Origin of the sequence: Castellaniella sp. MT123 (genome assembly GCF_039614765.1) — a bacterium.
Lineage (GTDB): Bacteria > Pseudomonadota > Gammaproteobacteria > Burkholderiales > Burkholderiaceae_B > Castellaniella.
The window spans coordinates 2,531,749-2,552,084 of record NZ_CP154879.1; the positions used below are offsets into that span (position 1 = coordinate 2,531,749).

The 20,336-nt window shown below is 63.8% G+C and carries 22 protein-coding genes; 13 read left to right on the forward strand and 9 right to left on the reverse strand.

Annotated features, from left to right (window positions below):
- Positions 1 to 91 precede the first annotated feature (91 nt).
- On the forward strand, positions 92 to 838 hold the full coding sequence (locus tag ABCV34_RS11985) for a class I SAM-dependent methyltransferase (RefSeq protein WP_345796434.1): 747 nt from the start codon (positions 92 to 94) through the stop codon (positions 836 to 838).
- 29 nt (positions 839 to 867) lie between these two features.
- Here the strand turns inward: ABCV34_RS11985 and ABCV34_RS11990 are convergent, their stop codons facing one another.
- Positions 868 to 1,161 carry an antibiotic biosynthesis monooxygenase family protein gene (locus ABCV34_RS11990; RefSeq protein WP_345796435.1) on the reverse strand — a complete coding sequence of 98 codons (294 nt, stop codon included), beginning with the start codon at positions 1,159 to 1,161 and terminating at the stop codon, positions 868 to 870.
- A 38-nt stretch (positions 1,162 to 1,199) separates the two neighbouring features.
- Entirely contained in the window at positions 1,200 to 2,330 is a 1,131-nt protein-coding gene (locus ABCV34_RS11995; protein ID WP_345796436.1) for an NAD(P)/FAD-dependent oxidoreductase, read from the reverse strand.
- A 212-nt stretch (positions 2,331 to 2,542) separates the two neighbouring features.
- On the opposite strand from ABCV34_RS11995, the gene ABCV34_RS12000 reads away from it, so the two are divergent.
- The 3 genes from ABCV34_RS12000 to ABCV34_RS12010 all read left to right on the forward strand — a co-directional run bounded on the left by ABCV34_RS12000 (position 2,543) and on the right by ABCV34_RS12010 (position 4,981).
- Positions 2,543 to 3,037 (forward strand): MarR family transcriptional regulator, encoded by a 495-nt coding sequence (locus ABCV34_RS12000; protein WP_345796437.1) that lies wholly within the window; start codon positions 2,543 to 2,545, stop codon positions 3,035 to 3,037.
- 119 nt (positions 3,038 to 3,156) lie between these two features.
- Positions 3,157 to 3,582 carry an organic hydroperoxide resistance protein gene (locus tag ABCV34_RS12005; protein ID WP_345796438.1) on the forward strand — a complete coding sequence of 142 codons (426 nt, stop codon included), beginning with the start codon at positions 3,157 to 3,159 and terminating at the stop codon, positions 3,580 to 3,582.
- 121 nt (positions 3,583 to 3,703) lie between these two features.
- Positions 3,704 to 4,981, forward strand: coding sequence for a nitrate/nitrite transporter (locus ABCV34_RS12010; RefSeq protein WP_345796439.1), 1,278 nt, complete (start codon positions 3,704 to 3,706; stop codon positions 4,979 to 4,981).
- Positions 4,982 to 4,989: 8 nt separating this feature from the next.
- Here the strand turns inward: ABCV34_RS12010 and ABCV34_RS12015 are convergent, their stop codons facing one another.
- Positions 4,990 to 5,274, reverse strand: a complete 285-nt coding sequence (locus tag ABCV34_RS12015; RefSeq protein WP_345796440.1) for a heavy-metal-associated domain-containing protein — start codon at positions 5,272 to 5,274, stop codon at positions 4,990 to 4,992.
- A gap of 172 nt (positions 5,275 to 5,446) precedes the next feature.
- Here ABCV34_RS12015 and dinB point away from each other — a divergent pair, with 172 nt between their 5' ends.
- Positions 5,447 to 6,580 carry a DNA polymerase IV gene (gene dinB / locus ABCV34_RS12020; protein ID WP_345796441.1) on the forward strand — a complete coding sequence of 378 codons (1,134 nt, stop codon included), beginning with the start codon at positions 5,447 to 5,449 and terminating at the stop codon, positions 6,578 to 6,580.
- A gap of 97 nt (positions 6,581 to 6,677) precedes the next feature.
- Positions 6,678 to 7,838 (forward strand): fumarylacetoacetate hydrolase family protein, encoded by a 1,161-nt coding sequence (locus tag ABCV34_RS12025; protein WP_345796442.1) that lies wholly within the window; start codon positions 6,678 to 6,680, stop codon positions 7,836 to 7,838.
- Between the two features lie 75 nt (positions 7,839 to 7,913).
- Here ABCV34_RS12025 and ABCV34_RS12030 read toward each other — a convergent pair whose 3' ends face one another.
- Both ABCV34_RS12030 and ABCV34_RS12035 read right to left on the reverse strand, forming a co-directional pair.
- Positions 7,914 to 9,434, reverse strand: a complete 1,521-nt coding sequence (locus tag ABCV34_RS12030; RefSeq protein WP_345796443.1) for an altronate dehydratase family protein — start codon at positions 9,432 to 9,434, stop codon at positions 7,914 to 7,916.
- A 33-nt stretch (positions 9,435 to 9,467) separates the two neighbouring features.
- Entirely contained in the window at positions 9,468 to 10,226 is a 759-nt protein-coding gene (locus ABCV34_RS12035) for a FadR/GntR family transcriptional regulator (RefSeq protein ID WP_345796444.1), read from the reverse strand.
- Positions 10,227 to 10,394: 168 nt separating this feature from the next.
- Between ABCV34_RS12035 and ABCV34_RS12040 the strand changes: the two genes are divergently transcribed.
- Genes ABCV34_RS12040 through ABCV34_RS12060 form a run of 5 tightly spaced genes read left to right on the forward strand, consistent with a single transcriptional unit; the run spans position 10,395 to position 14,686 of the window.
- Positions 10,395 to 11,078: an amino acid ABC transporter permease gene (locus tag ABCV34_RS12040; RefSeq protein ID WP_345796445.1), complete on the forward strand. Its 684-nt coding sequence runs from the start codon at positions 10,395 to 10,397 to the stop codon at positions 11,076 to 11,078.
- Between the two features lie 10 nt (positions 11,079 to 11,088).
- Positions 11,089 to 11,736: an amino acid ABC transporter permease gene (locus ABCV34_RS12045; RefSeq protein WP_345796446.1), complete on the forward strand. Its 648-nt coding sequence runs from the start codon at positions 11,089 to 11,091 to the stop codon at positions 11,734 to 11,736.
- A 43-nt stretch (positions 11,737 to 11,779) separates the two neighbouring features.
- Positions 11,780 to 12,514, forward strand: a complete 735-nt coding sequence (locus ABCV34_RS12050; RefSeq protein ID WP_345796447.1) for an amino acid ABC transporter ATP-binding protein — start codon at positions 11,780 to 11,782, stop codon at positions 12,512 to 12,514.
- A 50-nt stretch (positions 12,515 to 12,564) separates the two neighbouring features.
- The gene (locus ABCV34_RS12055; protein ID WP_345796448.1) at positions 12,565 to 13,386 is read left to right on the forward strand and encodes a transporter substrate-binding domain-containing protein; all 822 of its coding nucleotides are present in this window, start codon (positions 12,565 to 12,567) and stop codon (positions 13,384 to 13,386) included.
- 13 nt (positions 13,387 to 13,399) lie between these two features.
- Positions 13,400 to 14,686 carry an L-fuconate dehydratase gene (locus ABCV34_RS12060; protein ID WP_345796449.1) on the forward strand — a complete coding sequence of 429 codons (1,287 nt, stop codon included), beginning with the start codon at positions 13,400 to 13,402 and terminating at the stop codon, positions 14,684 to 14,686.
- A gap of 99 nt (positions 14,687 to 14,785) precedes the next feature.
- Here the strand turns inward: ABCV34_RS12060 and ABCV34_RS12065 are convergent, their stop codons facing one another.
- Genes ABCV34_RS12065 through ABCV34_RS12075 form a run of 3 tightly spaced genes read right to left on the reverse strand, consistent with a single transcriptional unit; the run spans position 14,786 to position 17,294 of the window.
- Complete coding sequence (locus ABCV34_RS12065) at positions 14,786 to 15,607, reverse strand: transporter substrate-binding domain-containing protein (RefSeq protein WP_345796450.1); 822 nt, start codon at positions 15,605 to 15,607, stop codon at positions 14,786 to 14,788.
- A gap of 58 nt (positions 15,608 to 15,665) precedes the next feature.
- Positions 15,666 to 16,523, reverse strand: coding sequence for a fumarylacetoacetate hydrolase family protein (locus tag ABCV34_RS12070; protein WP_345796451.1), 858 nt, complete (start codon positions 16,521 to 16,523; stop codon positions 15,666 to 15,668).
- Between the two features lie 24 nt (positions 16,524 to 16,547).
- On the reverse strand, positions 16,548 to 17,294 hold the full coding sequence (locus ABCV34_RS12075; RefSeq protein ID WP_345796452.1) for an SDR family oxidoreductase: 747 nt from the start codon (positions 17,292 to 17,294) through the stop codon (positions 16,548 to 16,550).
- Between the two features lie 302 nt (positions 17,295 to 17,596).
- On the opposite strand from ABCV34_RS12075, the gene ABCV34_RS12080 reads away from it, so the two are divergent.
- Positions 17,597 to 18,412 (forward strand): IclR family transcriptional regulator, encoded by an 816-nt coding sequence (locus ABCV34_RS12080; RefSeq protein ID WP_345796453.1) that lies wholly within the window; start codon positions 17,597 to 17,599, stop codon positions 18,410 to 18,412.
- A 10-nt stretch (positions 18,413 to 18,422) separates the two neighbouring features.
- Here ABCV34_RS12080 and ABCV34_RS12085 read toward each other — a convergent pair whose 3' ends face one another.
- The gene (locus ABCV34_RS12085) at positions 18,423 to 19,328 is read right to left on the reverse strand and encodes an MOSC N-terminal beta barrel domain-containing protein (protein ID WP_345796454.1); all 906 of its coding nucleotides are present in this window, start codon (positions 19,326 to 19,328) and stop codon (positions 18,423 to 18,425) included.
- A 113-nt stretch (positions 19,329 to 19,441) separates the two neighbouring features.
- On the opposite strand from ABCV34_RS12085, the gene ABCV34_RS12090 reads away from it, so the two are divergent.
- On the forward strand, positions 19,442 to 20,335 hold the full coding sequence (locus tag ABCV34_RS12090; RefSeq protein WP_345796455.1) for an EamA family transporter: 894 nt from the start codon (positions 19,442 to 19,444) through the stop codon (positions 20,333 to 20,335).
- The last annotated feature ends 1 nt before the right edge of the window (position 20,336 follow it).

Below are 20,336 nucleotides of genomic sequence, written 5' to 3' on the forward strand. Positions count from 1 at the left end.
CCTGATCGTTTCCCAGCAAGTCAGCTATCCTGGCCTTTTACCGCAGCGCAAAGCGCTATGCCGAGCCTGTCGCCATGACGAGGAGTGACGCGTGACTTCCTCCGACCATTTTTCCCCCGTCGCCCGCACCTACGCTCAGGCGCGCCCTCATTATCCGGCAGCCCTGTTCGCCTGGTTGTCGGGGCTGTGCGACCGGCATGACCTGGCCTGGGATTGCGGCGCTGGCAGTGGTCAGGCATCGGTGGCGCTGGCGCAGCATTTCGCTTCGGTGATCGCCACGGATTTCAGTGCCGCGCAGATCGTTCAGGCGGCGGCGCATCCCCGGGTGGATTACCGGGTGGCTCCGGCCGAGGCCAGCGGGCTGGAAGCCGGGGCCGTGGACTTGGTGACGGTCGCCCAGGCGCTGCACTGGTTCGACGTCACCGCGTTCTTCGATGAGGTTCGGCGGGTGCTGCGCCCTGGCGGTGTGCTTGCCGTCTGGACGTATGGTATCCAGACCGTGGCCGGTGACGAAGTGGATCGCCTGGTGCAGTCGTTCTATCGCGATGAGGTCGGGCCGTACTGGCCGCCGGAGCGGCGGCATGTGGAGGACGGCTATCGGTCCATTCCGTTTCCTTTCGACCCCATCGATGCGCCCGTATTCAGCATGTCGGTCGACTGGACGCTCGACCAGCTGCTGGCGTACTTCCGCAGCTGGTCGGCGACGGCGCGCTATACGCGTGAGCGGGGTGTTGATCCCGTGGCCGACCTGGCGGTGCGGCTAGCACGGGTTTGGGGCGATCCGTTGGCCAGGCGGCGGGTGGAATGGCCGCTGTCGGTGTTGGCGGGGCGGGTGTAGGGCCCGCAGGCCGGGGGGCCTGGGCCGGTTTATTCGCCGATGACCTGGGTATGGACGACGTTGGGCGCCTTTTCGAAGAATCCGCCCACAATCCCGCGCCAGGCCTGGAAGTCTTCGGATTTGCGGAAATGTTCGATATGGTCTTCCAGCGTCTGCCAGTGGATCTGCAGGACGTATTGTTCCGGGTGCTCGATGACGTGGTGCAGCTCCAGGCGGTGGAAGCCGTGAGCGCGCTGGAACAGCGGCAGTGCCTTTTGTACGCCGGCTTCGAAGTCGGCCTGGGTACCGGGTTTTACAGTGATATGGGCCATTTCGCGGATCATGTCGGGTTCCTTGTGCAATCGTGAGGGATAAAGCCTGATTATGCCGCCGGATGGCCTGCGGCCGCATCTTGGACGACTTCCTGGGCGATGGCCAGGCAGGACGTCAGTCCGGGTGATTCAATGCCATATAGATTGATCAGCCCCGGCACGCCGTAGCCGGTGGCGTCCTGGATGACGAAGTCCGCATCCTGGCCGGCGGGCACCACCAGTTTGGGGCGGATGCCGGCGTAGCCGGGATGCAGGGCGCCGTCGGGTAGATCAGGCCAGTAGCGGCGGATGGCGGTGTAGAAGCTATCGGCCCGCGCAGGGTCCACCGTGTAGTCGATGGCGTCGATCCATTCGACATCTGGGCCGAATCGGGCTTGCCCGCCCAGGTCCAGGGTCAGGTGCACACCCAGGCCGCCGGGTTCCGGTACGGGATAGATCAGGCGGGTGAACGGGGTTTTGCCGGACAGGGCATAGTAGTTGCCCTTGGCATAGCGTCCCGTCGGGATGCTGGCGGGTGACAGACCGTGGATGCTCGCCGCGACAGTCTGGGCACGAAGCCCCGCGCAGTTGATGACGTGGCGGGCGATGATTTCCATGGGCTCGCCGCCGCCGATGCGCAGCAGGATGCCAGGTTCGCCCCTGGGCTGCGCCTGTCCGCCCAGAACGGGCGAGCGCAGCGCCAGCAGGCCGCCCGCCTGTTCCAGGTCGCCCCGCAGGGCCAGCATCAGACCATGGCTGTCGATGATGCCGGTCGATGGGGACTCCAGCGCGGCGACGCAGCGCAGCTCCGGTTCCCGGGCCTGGGCCTGGCTGCGGTCCAGCCAACACAGGTCGTCCACGCCGTTGACGGCGGCGGACGTGGCGATGCGGCGCAAGGTGTCGATCTGGCTGTTGTGGGTGGCGACGATCAGCTTGCCGCAGCGGCGGTACGCTACACCGTGGGATTCGCAGTAGTCGTACAGCAGAGGACGTCCTTGCACGCATAGCCGGGCCTTGAGCGACCCCTGCGGATAGTAGATGCCGGCGTGAATGACTTCGCTGTTGCGCGAGCTGGTGCCGGTGCCGATGGCGTCTTGCGCCTCGGCCACGAGTGTCTCCAGGCCTGCCTGCGCGCAGGCGCGTGCCACGGCCAGGCCCACGACGCCCGCGCCGATGACGAGGCAATCGACTGTGTCGGTCATGAGAATTCCTTTGTCCGGGTGATCCGATGTCCTGATCCAGCATCCTGTTTTCCCGCGGATGGCCTGCGAAAGGCTGTCAGCGGATCGGAGCATTGACCGGGATGATACGACGAAGCCCATCCTTGGGTTTTCGAGGCCACCATCCGGTTTTATGTCCTCATTTGCGATTTAGATATCTTGCTATTCAATAGCGCGCTATGTATTATGAAGATATGAGTCTGCCCGTACCTAATCTGCCCGAACCCTCCTTCGATGCGCTGACGCTGGATGCTCAGTTGTGCTTTGCCCTGTATTCGGCGCATCTGGCCATGGGCAAGGTCTACCGCCGCCACCTGGCCGGCCTGGGGCTGACGTATCCGCAGTACCTGGTCATGCTGGTGCTGTGGGAATCGGACGGTCTGACGGTGACTGCGCTGGGGGATCGCCTGTATCTGGATTCGGCCACGCTGACGCCCTTGCTCAAGCGGCTGCAGGCCATGGGTCTATTGCGGCGTGACCGCGCGCACGCCGATCAGCGCCAGGTTCTGGTGACACTGACCCAGTCAGGCCGCGCGCTGCGGCAACGGGCGCACGATATTCCCCAGGGGGTTCTGTGCGCGACTGGCTGCGCGCCCGCGCAAGCCCGTGTGCTCAAGGCCGAACTGGAAGAATTGCGCACGCATCTGCTGGGTGCGCATCGGATGCCGGATCATCCAGCGGATCGGTGACGCGGATGCGATGCCGGGCGGCTGCCGGGCATCGCATCCGGTCGATGGGTCCGTTTGCGGGAAGCCGCCGTTTGTGGTGCCGGGGCTTTCTTTCGAATCGCGCCACGAGGAGTCCCATCATGACAGTCGAAAACGTTCTCTATACCGCCCATGCCACCGCGACCGGTGGCCGTGACGGCAGCGCCAAGTCCTCGGACAACCGGCTGGACATCAAGCTGTCCGTGCCGAAGGAACTGGGCGGAGACAACGGGGCCGGCACCAATCCGGAACAGCTGTTCGCAGCGGGATATTCGGCGTGCTTCCTGGGTGCGCTGAAACTGGTTGCCAGCAAGGAAAATGTCAAACTGCCCGACAATACGCACGTGGCGGGCTCCGTGGGCATCGGCCCGATCCCCACGGGTTTCGGCATCGCCGTGGAACTGAAGATTTCCGCGCCGGGCGTGGACCACGCCAAACTGAATGACCTGGTCCAGAAGGCGCACGTGGTCTGCCCCTATTCCAACGCCACGCGCAACAACATCAAGGTCACTCTGACCGTGCAGTAATTCGGGGACGGCGAAGATCTCCTGGGGGACTCGGGTTTCTACTGATCCAGGTCATATGCCAGTACATTCGGTGTGGTTATGATCAGTCCCGAAGGCATTGGCCTTACCACGGGAGATCTTCATGTCATTGAATGCTACATCCCCATCGGCGTCCGCCTCGGGAAAAGCCTTGTCAGTGCTGTTTGCCAGCACGTTCGCGTTCACTGTCTGCTTTGCCATCTGGACGATGTTTTCCGTCCTGGGGGTGCCGCTGAAGACCAATCTGAACCTGAACGAAACCCAGTTTGGCCTGTTGATTGCCACGCCGGTCCTGACGGGCTCGCTGGTTCGCGTGCCGCTGGGCATCCTGACCGACCGGTTCGGCGGGCGGATCGTGTTTTTCCTGGTGCTGCTGATCTGCGTGCCGCCGCTGTATCTGATGTCTCGTGCCACGACCTACACGCAGTTCCTGGTGCTGGCTCTGTTCGTCGGTCTGGCGGGTGGCACGTTCGCGGTGGGCACCCCCTACGTGGCGCGGTGGTTTCCGCCACATCGGCGGGGATTCGCCATGGGGGTGTTCGGCGCGGGCAATTCGGGTTCCGCACTGAACATGTTCGTGGCGCCACTGGTCATCGGCGCCTTCGGCTGGACGATGCTGCCCAAGGCTTATGCTGCGTTGATGCTGGGTACCGCCATCCTGTTCTGGCTGTTCAGCCATTCCGATCCCGGCCACCGGGTGTCGTCCGGGACGAGCATGCGGGAACAGTTGCGCGTGCTGAAGGATCCGCGCGTTTGGCGCTACTGTCAGTATTATTCCGTGGTGTTCGGCGGGTATGTGGCGCTGGCCTTGTGGATGACGAAGTACTACGTGGCCGAATACGGATTTGATCTGACGCTGGCGGCTTTCCTGGCGATGGTGTTTTCCTTGCCAGGCGGCGTGTTGCGTGCCCTGGGCGGCTGGGTTTCGGACCGTTTCGGGGCGTACACGGTGACCTGGTGGGTCATGTGGGTATGCTGGGTGTGCTTCTTTTTGCTGTCCTATCCGCAGACCCAGATGACGATCCAGACCATGCAGGGACCGGTATCGCTGCACATTGGCCTGAATGCGACGCTGTTCACGATCCTGTTGTTCGTGGTCGGCGTGGCCATGGCGATCGGCAAGGCCTCGGTCTTCAAGTTCATCAGCGACGACTATTCGGACAATATCGGTGCGGTGTCCGGGGTGGTGGGGCTGGCCGGCGGTCTGGGTGGATTCATCCTGCCGATACTGTTCGGGGCCCTGCTGGACATCACCGGGGTGTATTCCAGCGCGTTCATGCTGCTATATGGCACGGTCTGCGTGGCGCTGGTGTTCATGCACTATTCGTATCGCCGCGCGCCGCGCGCCGGAACCGAACTGCTGGATCCGACGCTGGGGTGACGGTTGTTTTACCCTCCGCACCCGCCACAGCAGTTGCCGTCCTGGCCGTGGACCGGCTTCAGGGCTTCGTAGCCAGCGTCGGCCACGGCAACCTGCAGGCGCTGGGTCGAAACCTGTGCTGTGTCGAAGGTGATGGTGGCCTTTTCGTCGGCCAGCGAGACGCTGACCTGGCTGACGCCAGGGACGGCGGCCAGTGCTCGGTCGAGCTTGTCGGCGCAATCCGGGCCGCGAAGGCCCACCAGGCGCAGGGTTTCGGTTTTCTGGGAAGATCGTTTCAGGGTTTCGGCTTGCATGGATCCTCGCGGACGAGAAAAGCCCCTGGTTAGGGCTGGGTTATAGATACATTTTAAATGTATCTTAAGAGTCGGCTAGTATAGCAGTGCCAGGCGGGGCAAGGAACGGGGCTGATCCCGCTTTCGGGCCGCGTTGGTGGCACATACCGCCCCTCGGGGGCGGAACGTCGCAATGTCCGAATCACCCATCCGCCGAATCGCCCATCTGGACATGGATGCGTTCTACGCATCCGTGGAATTGTTGCGCCATCCTGAATTTCGCGGCCAGCCCGTCGTCATCGGTGGGCGGGCGGTGTCTCCGCGCGAAGGCGATCACGTGCGATTGCGGGACTACGTGGGCCGCGGGGTGATCACGACGGCCACCTACGAGGCGCGCGCCCTGGGCGTGCATTCGGCCATGGGCATGATGAAGGCTGCCAGGCTGGCGCCGGACGCAGTTCTGCTGCCGGTGGACTTTCCGGCCTACCGGCATTATTCGCGGCTCTTCAAGGCGGCGGTGGCGGAAGTCGCACCCCGCATCGAGGATCGCGGCATCGACGAGATCTACATCGACCTGACGGCCCTGCCGCAGGATTCGGAGACGCTGGCCAGGCGCCTGAAGCAGGCCGTGCGCGACGCGACCGGCCTGAGTTGCTCGATTGGCATCTCGCCCAACAAGCTGCTGTCCAAGATCGCTTCGGATCTGGACAAGCCGGACGGCATCACCCTGATCGGGCCCGGCGATCTGCAGCGCCGCATCTGGCCGCTGTCGGTGTCGAAGGTCAACGGTATCGGCCCCAAGGCCACCGTCCGCTTGCAGTCCATGGGAATCGACACCATCGCGCAGTTGGCGGGCGCGGCGCCGGACCGTCTGCAGGAAGCCTTCGGTCTGGGCATGGCGCAGTGGTTGCTGGACGTGGCGCACGGTATCGATGATCGTCCGGTGGTCATGGAGTCCGAACCCCGATCGATCAGCCGGGAAACCACGTTCGAGCGCGATCTGCATGTGGTGCGGGATCGGGCGTCGCTGTCGAGGGTCTTTCTGGAATTGTGCGAGCGCCTGGCTCAGGACCTGGCCCGCAAGGGCGTGCGTGGGGCCACGGTGGGCATCAAGCTGCGGTTCGATGATTTCCGCGTGGTGACGCGGGATCTGACGCTGGACGAGGCGGTCAGTGACTCCGATTCGATTCATCGCGCGGCCGGCCAGTGCCTGAAGCGGGTCACGCTGGATCGGCGCCTGCGCCTGCTGGGCGTGCGCGTCAGCAAGCTTGAGCCGGCGGATGACGCCGGCTCGGGGCGTCATCCGGTCCAGTTGTCCCTGTATTGAGCCTGGGCCGTGCGGCGGGTGCGGGAGCCCTGCGCCGCCGTGTTCACGTTCATAGTATGCTCGTCGGCAGCCCCCGATTTTCCTTTTCATCCAGACCATGCAAGATATAGCCTCCCTGCTCCCCACAGACGCCGACCGGGCTTTGCTGATCGGGCGTGTCCATGACCCCCGCGATGGGGGTCCCAGCGTCGTTGCGATCCGGCAGCGCACGCTGTTCGACCTCACGGCGCGGTGTCCGACCGTGGCCGACCTGCTCGAAGAGGACGATCTTCCGACGATCCTGGCCCAGGCCCCCGCAGCGCGCTGGGCCTTCGACGCGGTGGCCAGGGCCACGCTGGACCACGACACGGCGGCGGCCCGCTTCGTTGCGCCGTGCGACCTGCAGGTCATCAAGGCCTGCGGCGTGACCTTCGCCGGCAGCATGCTCGAACGGGTCATCGAGGAGAAGGCCGGCGGCGATCCGCAGCGCGCCGCGCGGATCCGTGACACGATCGGACAGGCCATCGGCGCGGCCATTTCCAGCATCCGGCCCGGTTCGCCGGAGGCCGACAAGGTGCGCCAGTACTTGGTTCGGGAAGGGCTATGGTCGCAGTACCTAGAGGTCGGCATCGGGCCGGACGCCGAGGTCTTCACCAAGGCGCCGGTGCTATCCGCAGTGGGGTGCGGGTCGCCGATCGGCATCCTGCAGGCTTCCCGTTGGAACAATCCGGAGCCTGAACTGGTCCTGGCGGTGAACTCGCGGAGCGAGGTGCGGGGCGTCACGCTGGGCAACGACGTGAACCTGCGCGACATCGAAGGCCGCAGCGCCCTGCTGCTGGGCAAGGCCAAGGACAACAACGCTTCATGCGCCATCGGTCCTTTCATCCGGCTGTTCGACACGCATTTCACGCTGGACGACGCTCGCCAGCTCGACATCGATTTGCGGGTGACCGGCGAAGACAGTTTCGCCCTGGAAGGCCATAGCTCGATCCGCAGGATCAGCCGCGATCTGACCGACCTGGTCGGCCAGACCTGCGGACGGCATCACCAATACCCGGATGGTTTCATGCTGTTCACGGGGACCCTGTTTGCGCCGACCGATGATCGGGATGCGCCGGGCCAGGGGTTCACCCACAAACTGGGCGACGTCGTGTGCATCAGCTCTCCCCGGCTGGGTGCGCTGATCAACCGGGTCACCCACAGCGAAACTGCGCCGGAATGGACGGGGGGCATCCGCTGGCTGATGCGCAACCTGGCCGGCAGGGGCTTGCTGACCTAGTGTCCTGTACGGATTAACCGAACAGGACACTCGCGCGCTGCCCGGCTCGACGTCGGCGCAGGCGTCGAGCCGGGCTCAGACCGTGGCACCGAGCTGCCAGGGGGCGAACTCGTTCTGCCCGTAGCCGTACAGCTCGCTCTTGCTGCGGGTTCCCGATGCGGTGTCCAGGATCAGCCGGTAGATGCGCTCGCCCACGGTATCGACCGAGTCCTGGCCGGTGATGATGGTGCCGCAGTTCAAGTCGATATCCTCTTGCTGGCGCTCCCAGCAGGCAGTATTGGTGCTGAGCTTGAGCGACGGGGTAGGCATGCAGCCGTAGGCCGATCCGCGCCCGGTGGTGAAGCAGATCAGGTTCGCGCCCGATGCCACCTGCCCGGTGGCCGAGACCGGATCGAAGCCGGGCGAGTCCATGAACACCAGTCCGCGCGCGGTCACGGGTTCGGCATAGCCGATGACGTCGTTGAGGTTGGTGGTACCCGCCTTGGCGACCGCGCCCAGGGATTTTTCCAGGATGGTCGTCAGCCCGCCCGCCTTGTTCCCGGCCGAGGGGTTGTTGTTCATTTCCATCCGGTTGCGGGCGCAGTATTCGCGCCACCAGTCGATGCGCGCGATCAGCTTTTCGCCGACCGCGCGGCTGGCGGCCCGCTGGATCAGCAGATGTTCGGCCCCGTAGATCTCCGGCGTCTCGGAAAGAAGGGCGGTGCCGCCCACCTGCACCAGCCGGTCCATGGCCGCGCCCAGCGCCGGGTTGGCGGTGATTCCGGAATAGCCGTCGGAGCCGCCGCACTGCAGGCCGATCACCAGGTTCGAGGCGGATACCGGCACCCGTTCGACCTGATTGGCCGCCGCCAGCATCTCGCGCACATTCGCGATCCCCCGCGCGACGGCCTTGCCGGTGCCGCCGGCGTCCTGGATGGAATAGGTGTGCAGCTGCGGTCCTTCCCGCAAATCGCCGGCTTCCAGGACCCCGCTGATCTGGTTGGTCTCGCAGCCCAGGCCGATCAACAGCACGGAATGGAAATTGGCGTGCCGGGCATAGCCGGCCAGGGTGCGGCGCAGCGTGTCGATGGCCTCTCCCTGGGCGGCCATGCCGCATCCGGTCGAGTGCGTGAGTGCTACGACGCCGTCCACGTTGGGAAAATCTTCCAGGGCGGTCGGGTTGATGTCCCGCCTGAAGTGGTCGGCCACGGCGCGCGCCACGGTCGCCGAGCAGTTGACCGTCGTCAGGATGCCGATGTAGTTGCGGGTCGCCACCCGACTGCCGGGCCGGCGGATGCCCAGGAAGGTATCCCGGTCGGGATCGATGGGCAGATCTTTCGTGCGGGTGCAGAATTCGTAGTCGTGCCGCAGGTCGGCCATGTGAAGGTTGTGGACGTGCACGTGCTGGCCCGCCGGGATGTCGCAGCTTGCGGTCCCGATCACCTGGCCATAGCGGAAGACCGGGTTGCCGGCGGGAATCGTGCAGGCGGCCAGCTTGTGCCCGGGCGGAATCAGCCCTTGTACCCGGATTCCGTGGACCTCGTCGCCGGGCATCAGCTGCTCGATGGCGATCAGGACGTTGTCGCCTTCGTTCAGGCGGAGCGTGTTTTTCTGCATGAAAACCTCTGGTGTGATGACCCGGACGGGACGCTAACCGATGACCGCCATCAGGCGGGCATGCGCCCGCGTGAGGTGCCGGTACATGGCGGCCTGCGCCTGCAGCGGGTCGCGATCGGCGACCGCCTCGTAGATTTCCTGGTGTTCCCCCACCGCGTCCTGCCAGACCGATTCGGTGTCGAAGAGACGGTGCATGGAGCCCCCGATGGGGGTGTATCGCTGATCGAACAGGTTTTCCAGGGTCTGCGTCAGCAGACGATTGCTGGTCGTCGAGGCCAGGGTGACATGAAAGAGTCTATCGGCATCGGCCAGGGGCTGGTCGCCCGTGTCGTTCCGGCGTCCGACCGCCTGGCGCATGGCCTCGAGACTGGCGCCCAGCGTCTTGAGTTGGTCGCGGGAGATGAACCGGGCGGCATGCGCCGCCACTCCGCCTTCCAGGAAATACCGGGTCTGGCTTACGTCCTGCGGGCTGTATCCCATCAAGGCGTCGTCGTGACCGGGTTCGTCACGGATCGACGCCGACTCCGTTCCTTCATGCAGGGGGGGGGCCTGCTTCAGATAAATGCCCGAACCGACCCGGATTTCGATTTCCCCCTGCAGTTCGAGCACGATCAGGGCCTCGCGCAGGCTGGGGCGGGAGATCCTGAGCCGTTGGGCGAGTTCGCGTTCGGACGGCAGGCGGGTCCCTTCAGATACCTGCATGTCGCGAATTTCCCGCCGCAGGGCGTCGGCCACATGGATGTAGCCGCGCGTGCGATCCAGCGTATGGATCGATGAGCCTGATTTTTCCATGTTGAGTCCCCCGACGTGCCTTGCAGATCCAAGAGTCCATATTTTATCTGGTCAGACCGGTTTTACAAAAACTAGGGAAATCCATAACTGGTTTTACCGGTCAGTCCTTTTAGACTATCACCAGCCATCGAACCAGTACCCAGTCCCGCCAGATGACAAGGCCAGACCATGACCTACCAATTCGATTTCAGTGCCGTATTGCAGTACTGGCCGCTGTTCCTGCAGGGGGCCGAAACGACGCTCGTGATGTCCTTCTGGTCCACGCTGGCCGGTTTCGTCATGGGGGTGGCTTGCGCCATTGCGCGCAGCTCGGGCGGGCCGCTGACGCGCCGCATCGTCGGGGGCTACGTCGAAGTCATCCGCAATACGCCGCTCATCATCCAGAGCTATTTCCTGATCTTCGGCCTGTCCAGCGTCGGGCTCACGATGTCGATCCTCGCCGGGGCCATCCTGGCCCTGGTCATCAACATCACGGCCTACACCTGCGAAATCGTCCGCGCCGGCATCGAGTCGGTGCCCCGCAGCCAGCGCGAGGCCGGTGAATGTCTGGGCCTGTCGCCGCTGCAGGTCTACTGGCACGTCATCCTGGTGCCGGCACTCGAGCGCGTCTATCCCGCCCTGACCAGTCAGTTCGTCCTGCTGATGCTGGTCACCAGTCTGTTGTCGGCGGTGGGCACAGAAGACCTGTTCGGCATTTCGGGCAATGTCCAGGCGCTCACCTTCCGCAATTTCGAAGTCTTCATCGTGCTCTGGGTGGTGTATCTGGCCATGTCGGCGCTGGTGCGCGGGGCCTTTGCGCTGGCCGGCAAGGCCTTGTTCGTGCGTAAGCGCAGACTCGGTACGCCGCTCTGAGAGGCCTGTCATGAATCATGAACAACTGCTCTATCTGCTGCTGGGTGCCTGGGGCACAGTGCTGCTGTCCGCGCTGACCTTCATCTTTTCGGCGCTGCTGGGGCTGTCCATCGCGCTGATGCGGGTGTCCGACCACCCGCTGGTGAGGGGCGGCGCTTTCGGCTATATCAATATCATCCAGGGCACGCCGCTGTTGGTCATCATGGGCATCTGCTTCTATGGTCCGTCCATTCTGGGTTTTTCCGACACGTCGCCACTGTTTGCCGCCGTGTTGGCCCTGACTGTGCATGCCGCGGCCTTCCTGGGTGAAATCTGGCGCGGATGCATCGAGTCGGTGCCGAAAAATCAATGGGAAGCCGCGGAGTGCCTGGGCCTGAACCGCATCCAGCGCATGTTCAAGGTCATCCTGCCGCAGGCTTTCAAGATCGCGGTGCCACCGACGGTCGGTTTCATGGTGCAGATCGTCAAGAACACCTCCTTTGCGTCGCTGGTGATCGGCTTTGCCGAACTGTCCTACAACGCCAAGATCCTGAACAACTCCACCTTCAAGCCTTTCCTTTATTTTGGCGCGGCCGCGGTCCTGTATTTCCTGATCTGCTATCCGCTGTCCTGGTTCAGCCTGCGGCTGGAACGCAAACTGACGGTGGCCCGCTCATGAACAGACACGGCATGGTCCGGCCGATCGCCCAGGGAGTCCTCGCATGACAGAAGTCGTCCGTCTCACGAATGTCCACAAACGGTTCGGCGAGAACCATGTCCTCAAGGGTATCGATCTGAGCGTCGCCAAGGGCGAGATTGTTGCCATCATCGGCCAGAGCGGCTCGGGAAAGAGCACTGCGCTGCGCTGCATGGATCATCTGGAAATCATCGACGAGGGCGAGATCACGGTCTGCGGCCACACTTTTGGCGCCGGCATCTCCAGTGGCGATCTGAAAAAACTGCGCCAGGACGTCGGCATCGTCTTCCAGAGCTACAACCTGTTCCCGCACCTGACCGTCGAACAGAACATCACGCTGGCGCCCCGGTCCGTACGCAAGATCCCGGCCGAGCAGGCGCGCCGCATCGCCGCCGATGTGCTCGCCCAGGTCGGCCTGAGCGAGAAGGCGGGCTTTTATCCGGAACAATTGTCTGGTGGCCAGCAGCAGCGCGTGGCCATTGCCCGCTCGCTGGCCATGGACCCCAAGCTCATGCTGTTCGACGAAGTCACCTCGGCCCTCGATCCGCAACTGACCGGCGAGGTCCTGCGTGTCATCGAGAAACTGGCCGCGGGGGGCATGACCATGGTGCTCGTCACCCACGAAATGGCGTTCGCCATGAAGCTCGCCCACCGTGTGATCTTCATGTACGAAGGCCGTATCCACGAACAGGGCGGCGCCGATATCCTGCGCCAGCCCCAAACCCCGGAATTACAACAATTCGTCAGCAACGGGCTTTGAATACCAGGGCATCCGCCCGACAGAGTCCGATATTTCACAGGAGACCCACCATGAAGCGCTTTCCCCTGAACCGCAGCCTGGCCGTCCTGGCCGTTTCGGCCACCACCCTGTGTGCTGCCCTGGCGCCAGCCCACGCCGCCACGCTGGATCAGGTCATGCAGCAGAAGGCCCTGCGCGTGGCGATCGATCTGAACGCGCCGCCCTATGGCATGAAGGACGCCAATCTGAAGGAAGTCGGCTCTGATGTCGAAACCGCACGGCTGCTGGCCAAGGATCTGGGGGTCAAGTTCAACATCGTGCCCACCACGCAGGCCAACCGCATTCCGTTTCTGCTGACGGACAAGGCCGACGTCGTGATCTCCAGCCTGACGATCACCCCCCAGCGCAAGGAAGTCATCGACTTCACGATTCCGTATGCGGTCATCCAGTCCGTGATCGCGGCGCCAGCCAGCGAAAACATCAAGACAATCGGAGATCTGGCCGGCAAGACAGTGGTCACCGCGCGCGGCACCACCAATGATGCCAATGTGACCAAGATGGCCCCCGCCGACACGAACATCGTGCGCTTCGAGAATGACGCCACCGCCATGACGGCGGTCACCAGCGGGCGCAGCAACATCTATTCCGGGGCACCGGCCATCATTGCATCGCTGAACAAGCAACTGGCCGAAAGCGGCAAACCGCCGCTGGTCACCAAGATCGTCATGGCCACGTCCATGCTGGGCCTCGGGGTGGCCAAGAACAATCCGCAGTTGCTCGACAAGATGAACGAGCTGATCCGCAAGAACCTGAAAAACGGCGAGCTGAACACCATCTACAAAAAGTACCACGGTGCCGATCTGCCGGCGGAAATCGTGGTCGAAGGCAAGTAAGGCAGGCGAGACCATGACCATCATTCAATCCATCGAAGTCCTGGACGTCCGTTTTCCCACTTCCAAAAATCTGGACGGTTCGGATGCCATGAACCCGGATCCTGATTATTCGGCGGCCTATGCGATCCTGCATACGGATACCGAAGGGTTGGAAGGTCATGGTCTTACCTTCACGATCGGCCGTGGCACGGAAATCTGCTGCACGGCGATCGAGGCGCTGAAACCCCTGCTGATCGGTCTGGATCTGCAGTGGATCACTCAGGACATGGGCCGCTTCTGGCGCCATATGACGTCCGACAGTCAGCTGCGCTGGATCGGCCCCGACAAGGGGGCCATCCACCTGGCCACGGCCGCGCTCGTCAATGCGGTCTGGGATCTCTGGGCCAAGGCCGAGGGCAAACCGGTCTGGCGCCTGGTGGCCGACATGACGCCGGAGCAGCTCGTCAGCCTGATCGACTTCCGCTACATCACCGACTGCATCACGCCCGACGAAGCGCTGCGGCTGCTGACGCAACGCGCTATGGGCAAGGCCGAACGGCGCGACGACCTGGAGCGCAACGGCTATCCCTGCTACACCACCTCGGCTGGCTGGCTGGGCTATAGCGACGACAAGCTGCGCCGGCTCGCCACCGAAGCGGTCGATGCGGGCTTTTCGTACATCAAGCTCAAGGTCGGCCGGGATCTTGACGACGACATCCGCCGGGTCCGCATCGCGCGCGAGGTGCTGGGGCCGGACCGCCATCTGATGATCGATGCCAATCAGGTCTGGGAGGTCGATCAGGCCATTCCCTGGCTGGAGCAACTGGCCTTTGCCCGGCCCTGGTTCATCGAAGAGCCCACCAGTCCGGACGATATCGCCGGGCATCGGCGTATCCGCCAGGCCATGCTGGGCCGGATGCAGGTCGCCACGGGCGAAATGTGCCAGAACCGGATCATGTTCAAGCAGCTCATCATGGAATCGGCGGTGGATGTCGTGCAGATCGACGCCTGCCGGCTGGGCGGGGTCAACGAAGTGCTGGCGGTCATGCTGATGGCGGCCAAGCATGGCCTGAAGGTCTGCCCGCATGCGGGCGGCGTCGGTCTGTGCGAGTACGTGCAGCACCTGTCGATGATCGACTATCTGTGCTTTGCCGCGACCCGCGAAGGCCGCGTGATCGAATACGTCGATCACCTGCACGAGCACTTCGTCGATCCCTGCCGGATCCGCGACGCGGCCTACATGCCGCCGACCCGACCGGGTTATTCGATCGAAATGAAGCGCGAGTCGCTGGAGCGCTATCGGTTCCGTCCGGCCCGGTAATTCAGGATCCCTTCGCGGCCCCTCCCGGCCTTGGGGTGCCGGGAGGGGCCGCGGATCCGGCCCGCCATGCGGCCGGCATCCATGCGCCGCAGCGCGGGCTTATTGGCCGGATTGGGTGACCGATTGGGGCAGGGGCTTCTTGAGCCACTGCTCGAACAGGGTGTTCAGCTTGCCATTGGCCAGGTCGGCCGCGATGAAGTCGTTCATGGCCTTCAGCAGTTCGGGGCGGTCCTTGCGCATGGCGATCGCCATCAGCTGCTCGTTGACGACGTACAGCACCTTGTATTTGCCCGGATAGCGCTTCTGCACGTCGGCCGCGATCACCGACGAGGTGCCCACGGCATCGATCTGGCCGACCAGCATGGCCTGCAGGGCGGAGGCGTCATCATCGAACCGGTGCAGCTTGGTTCCCTCGGGGGCCACTTTGGTCACGCCGAGATCGGTCGTGCTGGCGCGGGGGACGCCGATCTTGTACTTGGGGAAATCGGCGGGCGTCGAGATCTTCACGTCGGCGGGTCCCAGCAGGACCATGCTGGCCGCCGAGTAGGGGCGGGAGAACTGGACCTGCTTTTCACGTTCCGGGGTGATCGCCAGGGAAGCGACGAGCACGTCGGCCTTGTCGGTCAGCAGGAACGGAATGCGGTTGGGGCCCGTCATGACGACATATTCCAGTTTCAGGTCGTAGTGGTCGGCCAGCAGCTTGGCCACCCCGCCGTCGTAGCCGCTGGGCTGGTTCTTGGCGTCGACCGCCGCGTAGGGCGGCCAGTCGACCAGCACGCCCACCTTGAGGGTGCCGCGATCCTTCACCTGCTGCCAGTAATTGTCGGTGGCGATGGCCGAGCCCGCCGACGCCGCCAGCAGCGTACCCAGAACTGGGACGAGCAGTTTTCTCAGAAACTTTGACGCGATGAGTCCTTGCATGGATGTCTCCTCCTAGTGAGTGTTGGGCCAGCGCAGGATCGGCTGGCCTGCTTGACGCTCAGTCGAGCAGCGCGGCGTCCCAGGACAGCACCTGCTGGCGCTGTTCGCCCAGCCCTTCGATGCCCAGCCGGACCGTATCGCCTTGCTTGAGATAGACCGGCGGTTTCTGACCGAGCCCGACGCCCGGTGGCGTGCCCGTGGAAATGACGTCGCCCGGATACAGCGTGGTGAAGCGGCTGATGTAATGCACCAGTGTGGCCACGTCGAAAATCATGGTCTTGCTGTTGCCGTTCTGGTAGCGCTTGCCGTTGACTTCCAGCCACATGGGCAGATTCTGCGGGTCGGCGATTTCGTCGGCGGTCACCAGCCAGGGGCCGATGGGCCCGAAGGTGTCGCAGCCCTTGCCTTTGTCCCAGGTGCCCCCGCGCTCGAGCTGGTATTCGCGTTCGGACACGTCATTGATGACGCAGTAGCCGGCCACGTGCGACAGGGCATCCGCCTTGGACACATAGCGGGCCTTGCTGCCGATGATGACGCCCAGTTCGACTTCCCAGTCGGTCTTGACGGAGCCTTGCGGCAGGACGATGGGGTCATTGGCGCCCGAGGGACGCGACCACTTGTTGAACAGGATCGGTTCCGCAGGGACTTCCGCGCCAGTTTCGGCGGCGTGGTCGCTGTAATTCAGGCCGACGCAGAGGAACTTGCCCGGATTGCGCAAGGGCACGCCGATGCGACCGGGCGTTTCGACCACGGGCAGCGATTGCGGATCGACCGAGCGCAGCGCGGCCAGCATGGCGGGCCGTAGGGATTCCGCCGTGATGTCGTCGATTACGGAGGACAGATCGCGGACATGGCCCCGAGCATCGATCAGCGCCGGTTTTTCCTGGCCCACGGGGCCATAGCGCAATAGTTTCATGTGTGTTCTCCTAGACGATGGGTGTCAGTTGGTCCAGCCGCCGTCGATGATATTGACGGTGCCGGTCGTGTAGCTGGATTCCTCGCTGGCCAGATAGACGGCCAGCGCGGCGATTTCCTCGGGGGTGCCCAGGCGGCCGATGGGCTGGCGGGCGACGAAGGTGCCGCGCACTTGGTCGATGGAGGCGGCCTGTGCCTGGGCCTGCGCCTGCATGCGGTCGCGCAGCGAAGGCGACTCGACCGTGCCGGGGCAGATGGCGTTGCAGCGGATGCCGCGGCCGACGAAGTCTGCTGCGATGGCCTTGCTCAGGCCGATGACCGCCGCCTTGGTCGTGCCGTAGACGAAGCGGTTGGGCACGCCCTTGATGCTGGAGGCGACCGACGACACGTTGACGATCGATCCCGCGCCCTTGGCCAGCATGCCCGGCAGCACGGCGCGGCACATTTCGTACATGGACGTGACGTTCAGCCCGAGCGAGAAATCCCAGGCCTGGCGGCTGCATTCGAGGATGGATCCGCTGTCGACGTAGCCGGCGCAATTGAACAGCACGTCGACGGGGCCGACGTCGGCCACCAGCGCGGCGATGGCCGACGGGTTCGTGACGTCGAGTTTTCGGATTTCGCAGCCCGAAAGGGTACGCAATGCCGCTTCATCGATGTCGGTGGCGATGACCCTCGCGCCCTCGCGCTGGAACTGCTGCGCGGTGGCCTTGCCGATGCCATTGCCGGCAGCGGTAACCAGGGCGACTTTGCCAGAAAGACGACCAGCCATGGTGCTGACTCCTTGTGTGACCCGGACAGAGGGGTTTCGATAGGGCAATTGACCTGCTGACCGGCCAGGACAACTGTTGAATTCCTTATATGAAAATTAATTTCTCGTTTGATATGAGTGGGATGATACTGATGAATCTTAATGAAAACAAAGGGATGTGCTGAATATAAAACTCAGTATTTACCCTGAATTTTGTAAAAATACGCTTGATGAAGTTAATATCGTTTCTTATATGAATGTAGAATTTCACAAAAGAAATTAAATTCGCTTTACCCGATTCGTTTTTACGGTTGCAAAAGCCCATGAGTGTTCCCACGGCCTCCCCGGAAACCCCGATCGATTCCCAGGAAGTGGTGCGCTACAACGCCCCCGCCCTCGACAAGGGTCTCGACATCCTCGAAGTCCTCAGCGACTCGCCGGACGGCTGCACGCTCAAGCAGCTGGCCGATGCGCTGAATCGCAGCGTCAGCCAGATCTTCCGCATGGTGGTGGCCCTGCATCGGCGCGAATACATCCAGGTCGATGACAATGACCGCTACACACTGACCCTGAAGATGTTCCGCCTGGCACACCGCCAGCCGCCGATCAAGCGTCTGGTGCGGACGGCATTGCCGTTGCTCAACGAGCTGGCCGAACGGGCGCGGCAATCGTGCCATCTGGCGGTATACGAACAGGGCCGCAGTGTGGTCATCGCCCAGGTCGATAGCCCCGAGCGCTGGTCCTTTGGCCTGAAGACCGGCGCGTTCATGGGTCTGACGGACACCTCGTCAGGGCATATCCTGCTGGCGTACCAGGATGAGATCGGCCGGGCGCGCATGCTGCGCAACCATATCAAGGTCGAAGGCGAACTCGACATTGACCCGGGGCATCTGTTTTCGATGCTGGCCGAGGTCCGTCAGGCCGGGTGTTCGCTGATGCCCAGCAAGCAGATTCAGGGCGTGACGAACATCGCCTTTCCCGTGCATGGGCTCAATCACCAGGTCGTCGCGGCGGTCAACGTGCCGTACATTGCGCGCATCGACGCCGCGGCCGCGCCTTCGATGGACGTGGTGCGTCAGACTCAGGCCGATATCTGCGCCCGACTTTCCCGGCTGCTGGGGGCCGACGAAGCCATTTGATCGCCCGGTGTCAGAAATCGAATTCAGGCTCGATGGTGTCACCTACGCTGAGCCACTGCTCGCCATCGGGCAGCGCCGCAATGGCGTTTACGCCGAACAGGACTCCCTGCTCGAACTGGCGGTGGCGGGCCAGCGTGCGGCCTGGCTCGGGAGCGGTCCGGCCCGTCAGCGGGTCGACATTGGGAATTGGGCAGCGGGCGCAGGGCTTGACGAAGGCAAACCCCAGATCGCCGGTCCGGAATCCCGCCAGGTGGTCCTCGTCGTAGGGTTCCAGCCCCTGCAGCACAATGTTGGGCCGAAAACGGATCATGTCCACAGGGGTGTGACCATCCTCTTGCAGCTGGCCGTTCAGCTGTTCCAGGGAGTGCTGGTTGGCGACCAGAAACGGGAACCCGTCCGCAAACGCAAAGGCATGACGGTCCACCGGCAGGAAGGACTGCGGCCAGTCGGGGTGCGTCTGGATCCAGTGGGTCACGTGCCGCATGCTGGCCAGGCGGTGAGCCTGGGGGTGGACGCGCAGCAGCCGGCAGGCAATCCCCAGGAAGCCGCTGAGCCACCGGGCGGCCTCGTCGCCCTGATCGGCGCCCAGGGTGTCGGCGCTGAAGATCGTGACGGGAACGGGAGAAAGCTCCGTACCGGTGATCGGGACGAAGCAGTCGGACTGTCCGGGCGCCCGCAGCCACAGGCCATTGGCCTGGGGGTCGGGTTGAATCAGCACCATGCGGGGGTGCTGGCGCTGGGTCATGAAGATCCCCTGCGCATCGACAATGACCCACTGGCGGTCGTGTTCCAGGCCTGATCCCGAGACACGGACCCGGTCGTGGCGGATGCCGGCGCAGGATTTGACGGGATAGCTGTAGAGGCTGTGGATGGCCAGGCGCATGGTGGTGGGTGGGCTGGACGGCGAAGCGCCCATTCTATGCCGACACATGGCACCACGAGAGGATCTCGACTCGGCAGGCCGGGAAAATACCGTAGCATGACGGGATTGCCGCACACTCACCACACACGCGCAAAGCGAGACACCCCATGCCTTTGAAAGATGTCCTGGCCGCCATGATCGTCATCATGGTCTGGGGCGCCAACTTCGTCGTCATCAAGTTCGGCATCGACGAGTTTCCTCCCATGCTGCTGGGGGCGCTGCGGTTTTTCTTCGTCGCGTTTCCGGCGATCTTCTTCGTACCACGGCCGGCGGTGCACTGGCGGTATGTCGTGGCTTATGGGGCGACCATCTGCCTGGGGCAGTTCGTCTTCCTGTTCCTGGCGATCTATCTGGGCATGCCGGCGGGCCTGGCTTCGCTGGTCCTGCAGGCTCAGGCGTTCTTCACGGTGGCCATCGCCGCCCTGGTGCTGCATGAGGCCATCCGCGCGCATCACGTGCTGGGCATGGGCTTGGCCGTTGTCGGGCTGGTCATGCTGGATGCAGGGGCGGACTCGACCGCCGTACCGCTGGTGGGTTTCCTGCTGACGCTGCTGGCGGCCTTCAGCTGGGCCGGCGGCAATATCGTGTTGAAGAGCGCGGGCCAGGTGCGCATGCTGTCGATGGTGGTGTGGGGGGCGTTGCTGCCGCCGATCCCGTTTCTGCTGCTGTCGGCCGCGTTCGAAGGGCCCGACCGCATCGTCGATAGCCTGGCGCATTTCAGCTGGCGCGGGGTGGGGGTGGTGTTTTATCTGTCGGGGGTCGCCACCCTGGTGGGCTATGTGTTGTGGGGGCGGCTGCTGGCGCGCCATCCGGTGGCCCGTGTGGCGCCGCTCAGCCTGCTGATCCCGGTGGTCGGGCTGCTGTGCGCCGACTGGATTCTGGGCGAGCGTCTGGGCCTGTGGCAGTGGCTGGGCGGCGCTGTGGTATTGATCGGACTGATGGTGAACCTGTTTGGCGCCCGGTGGGCCGCGGGTCTTCGGCAACGTCTGCAACGGACTTAGA